Origin of the sequence: Kitasatospora sp. NPDC059803 (assembly GCF_042732255.1) — a bacterium.
GTDB lineage: Bacteria > Actinomycetota > Actinomycetes > Streptomycetales > Streptomycetaceae > Kitasatospora.
In genome coordinates this window covers 1-3999 of sequence record NZ_JBHWIJ010000140.1, presented here as the reverse complement: position 1 = coordinate 3999, position 3999 = coordinate 1, and the positions used below count along the sequence as shown (strand labels likewise).

Below are 3999 nucleotides of genomic sequence, written 5' to 3'. Positions count from 1 at the left end.
GCCGGCGTAGCCGTGCGGGCCGCGGGTGCTGGGGGTTCACCGGCGCCCGACGGGGGCGCGCCGGCCGGCCGGCCCCCCGCACCGCCCGCGCCGGCGGGCGCGGGCGGCGACGGCGGGCCCGGGCCCGGTGCGGGGCGGCTGGGCGGTCACTGCTTGACCTTGAGGCCGCGGTTCTTCAGCTCGGCCAGGGTGGACTGCTGTGCGGCGTCGAGGGCCGCCTGGACGGTGCCGCCCTGGGTGAGCTTGCCGAACGCGTCCTTGAGCGCGTTGTTGGTCGCGTTCATCGTCGGGCCCCACTGCCAGTTCGGCTTGATCGACTTCGCGGCGTCCGTGTAGAGCGCGTACACGTCCTGGCCGCCGTAGAAGTCGGCCTTGAAGGACTCCTCGGCCACCGGGACGAGCGCGGGCGCGGCCGGGAAGGCGGAGGAGGTGCCGGAGGCGATCCGGGCCTTGATGCCCTCCGGCGTGGTGGTCGCCCAGGTGGCGAACTCGACGGCGGCCTTGGCCTTCTTGCTGTTCTTGGAGACGGCGAAGGTGGTGCCGCCGACCATGCCGCTGGCCGGGGCGCCGTCCCAGCTGGGCACCGGGGCGACGGCCCACGTGCCGGCCGCGTCGGGCAGGGTGCCCTTCAGCACCCCGCCGCCCCAGGAGGCGCCGAGGTAGCCGGCGGTCTCGCCCTTCTGCAGCGAGGCCGTCCACGGCTGGCTGAACGAGGGCTGGACGCGGACCAGGTCCTCGGCGATCAGCTGCTGCCAGTAGTCCGCGGTCTGCTTGGTCCCGGCGCCGTTGAGGTCGACGCTCCAGGCGTCGTCGCGGCCGGTGAACCAGTGGGCGCCGGCCTGCCAGGCCATCGCCTCGAAGGTGGCCGGGTCGTCGGGGAAGAAGGTGGCGATCCGGGTGTCCGGCTGGGCCTGCTTCAGTTTCTGCGCGGCGGTGCGGAATTCGTCCCAGGTCTTCGGCGGGGTGAGGCCGGCCCGGTCGAAGAGGTCCTTGCGGTAGTAGAAGGCCTGCGGCGAGGCGTCCAGCGGCAGCGCCCAGGTGCGGCCGCCGAGGGTGGTCAGGTCCATGGTCTGCGGCAGGTACTTCGCCTTGAGCTCGCCGGGGACGAGCCCGGAGATGTCCTGGACGGCGCCCTGGCTGACGAAGTCCGGCAGTTGGGCGTACTCGACGTTGAACACGTCGGGGGCGTTGCCGGCCTTCACCGCGTTGGAGATCTTGGCGTACCCGCCGGCCGTGCCGGACGGTATCTCCTCGTAGACCACGTTGACGTCGGGGTGGGAGGCGTTGAAGGCGGCGACGACCTCCTTCGTGCCCTTGGACCAGGCCCAGAAGGTCAGCGTGACCGGCTTGCCGTCGTCGGCCTTCGGGGCGCCGCCGCCGCTGCCGGCGCAGGCGGCGAGGAGGACGGTGGACAGCAGGCCGCCGGCGGCGGCGCGGAGGAGTCTGCGCCGGGGGTGGGGGAGGGGAAGCGGGAGTGAGGGCATGCACGACTCCGGGAGAGGGGGGCGCGGCCGGGGGGTCAGTGGGGCTGCCGGTGGTCGCGACCGGGCGGGCAAGTGGTCGCCATCCTGGGCGGGCGATCGATCGAAGTCAAGAGATTGGGATCAAATGATCCGTTGCGATCAAAAGCCTTGACGAACGATCAACCGCTTTCTAGATTCCCCGCACGGGGCACGACTCCCGAGCCCCGGGCCATGGAGGACACCGCCGTGCTGCTGCCCCCGGAAGACCACGCCCTCAGCCCCCGCACCGGCTGGACCAGAGCCCACTGGGAGGCCGCCGTCGACGGGCTGCTCGACGCCGTCCTCCCCTGGGCCGGCCCCGGACACGCGCTGATCGACCTCCCCCGCGCTACGCCGAGCTGGTCCGGCCGCCGCTCCGACGCCCACGAAGGCTTCGCCCGCACCTTCCTCCTCGCCGCCCTGCGGATCGCCGGCGCCGGCGGCGCCGACCCGCACGGCCTGCTCGACCGCTACGCCGCCGGACTCGACGCCGGCACCCGCCACCCCACCACCGCACGCGACCTCACCGACGACGACCCGGCGTCCTGGCCCGTCGTCACCGACCGCGGCCAGGCCATGGTCGAGGCCGCCGCCATCGCGTTCGCCCTGCGGCTGACCCGCCCCTGGCTCTGGGACCGCCTCCCCGCCGACGTCCGGACCAGAACCGCCCGGTGGCTCGCCGAGACCCTCCACCGCACACCCAACGACAACAACTGGTGGCTCTTCCCGCTCGCCGTCGGCGGCTTCCTCGCCGAGGCCGGCGTCGAGGAGGACGCCGCCCGCGCCGCCGTCCGGCGCGGCCTGGAACGCATCGATCGCTTCTACCTCGGCGACGGCTGGTACACCGACGGCCGCCCCCGCGCCTTCGACCACTACAACGGCTGGGCCCTGCACCTCTACCCCGTGCTGCACGCCCACCTCGCCGACGACCGCGCCCTGCTCGCCGAGTACGGCCCCCGGCTCGCCGCCCACCTCGCCGACTACGCCCACCTGTTCGGCGGCGACGGCGCGCCGGTGCACCAGGGCCGCTCGCTGATCTACCGGTTCGCCGCCGCCGCCCCGCTCTGGGCCGGCACCCTCACCGGCCACACCCCGCTCACCCCCGGCACCACCCGCCGACTCGCCTCCGGCGCCCTGCGCCACTTCCTCGACCGCGGCGCCACCGGCCCCGACGGCCTGCTCACCCTCGGCTGGTACGGCCCCCACCCCCCGCTCGTCCAGCCCTACTCCGGCCCCGCCTCGCCCTACTGGGCGGCCTCCGGCTTCCTCGGCCTGCTGCTGCCCGCCGACCACCCCGCCTGGACCGACCGCGAGGAGCCCGCGCCCGCCGAACGCCGTGACACCGTCCGGGCGCTGCCCGGCCCCGGCTGGCTGGTCCAGTCCACCGCCGCCGACGGCCTGGTCCGCCTCCACAACCACGGCAGCGACGACCAGCCCGCCGACCGCGTCCACCCCGACGACCCGCACTACGCGCGGCTCGCCCACTCCACCGCCACCGGCCCCGTCCACACCGGCCCGGCCGACAACCACCTCGCCCTGCTGGTCGACGGCGAACCCACCGAGCGCGGCCCCATCACCCCGCTCGCCACCGGCGACGGCTGGGCGGCCTCCACCCACCGCCCCCGGGCCGCCGGACAGCCCCGGCCCGGCGTCACCGTCACCTCGCTGACCCTCGCCCACGGCGCCGACGAGGTCCGCGCCCACCTGGTCGTCGGCGCCCCGCCCGGCACCCCGTTGCGCGAGGGCGGCTGGGCCGTCGCCGGAGACCACCTGCCGCCCGCCCGGCCCGGCACCGGCACTGCCGCCGCCGCCACTGCCACCGCCCACACGCTGGACGGCCGGCTGCTGACCAGCGAACTGCGGGCCCTGCACGGCTACACCGCCGCCCGCACCAGCCCCGTCCCGGACGGCACGGCCTTCGGAGCGGCCGCCGCCCTGCCGGTCCTGACCGGCGCCACCGGCGGGGCCGTCCACCTGCTGATGTGCGCCGCCCGCCTCACCGCCGACCGCCTCACCACCGCTCACCTCACCGCAGCCCGTCTCACCGCCGCCGCGGACGAACTCCCGACGCTCGACGGCCTGACGGCGGACGTGGCGGCCGCCCCCGACGGGGCCTACCGGCTGCGGGTGCGGTGGCCCGACGGCGCCGTCCACGAGGCGGAGCTGTCGCCGGGAGCGGCCTGCGCCCGCCGGCTTCCGCCCGGCGCCCGGACCTGAGGAGCACCCGTGCCACTCGCCCTCTCCACCCTCGGCCTGCCCGACCTGCCGCTCGCCGCCGCCGCGCGCCTCGCCGCCGACCACGGCTGGCACGGGCTGGAACTGCGCTGCGCCCCGGGCCAGCCGGTCCACCCCGGCCTGACCGCCGACGAGCGGCGCGCCGCCGTGCGCGCACTGGCGTCCACCGGGACGGTTCCGCTCGCGCTGGCCTCCTACCTCGGCATCGCCGCCCCGGGCGCGGACGCCCCGCTGCTCGCCGACCTCGGCGGACACCTGGAAC

The 3999-nt window shown here is 76.1% G+C and carries 2 protein-coding genes and 1 pseudogene; 2 read left to right on the top strand and 1 reads right to left on the bottom strand.

Annotated elements, in window-relative coordinates; translation table 11 throughout:
- Positions 1–146: 146 nt before the first annotated feature.
- Positions 147–1484, bottom strand: coding sequence for an ABC transporter substrate-binding protein (locus tag ACFV6I_RS21995; RefSeq protein WP_380427146.1), 1338 nt, complete (start codon positions 1482–1484; stop codon positions 147–149).
- Positions 1485–1694: 210 nt separating this feature from the next.
- On the opposite strand from ACFV6I_RS21995, the gene ACFV6I_RS21990 reads away from it, so the two are divergent.
- Together ACFV6I_RS21990 and ACFV6I_RS21985 are read left to right on the top strand one after the other, a co-directional pair.
- Positions 1695–3719 (top strand): DUF2264 domain-containing protein, encoded by a 2025-nt coding sequence (locus ACFV6I_RS21990; protein ID WP_380427144.1) that lies wholly within the window; start codon positions 1695–1697, stop codon positions 3717–3719.
- Between the two features lie 9 nt (positions 3720–3728).
- Positions 3729–3999, top strand: a pseudogene (locus ACFV6I_RS21985) (sugar phosphate isomerase/epimerase); the annotation flags it as partial.

Coding starts and splice junctions, on each gene's coding strand:
- ACFV6I_RS21995 (WP_380427146.1), bottom strand. CDS start 1,484: ATGCCCTCACTCCCGCTTCCCCTCCCCCACCCCCGGCGCAGACTCCTC.
- ACFV6I_RS21990 (WP_380427144.1), top strand. CDS start 1,695: ATGGAGGACACCGCCGTGCTGCTGCCCCCGGAAGACCACGCCCTCAGC.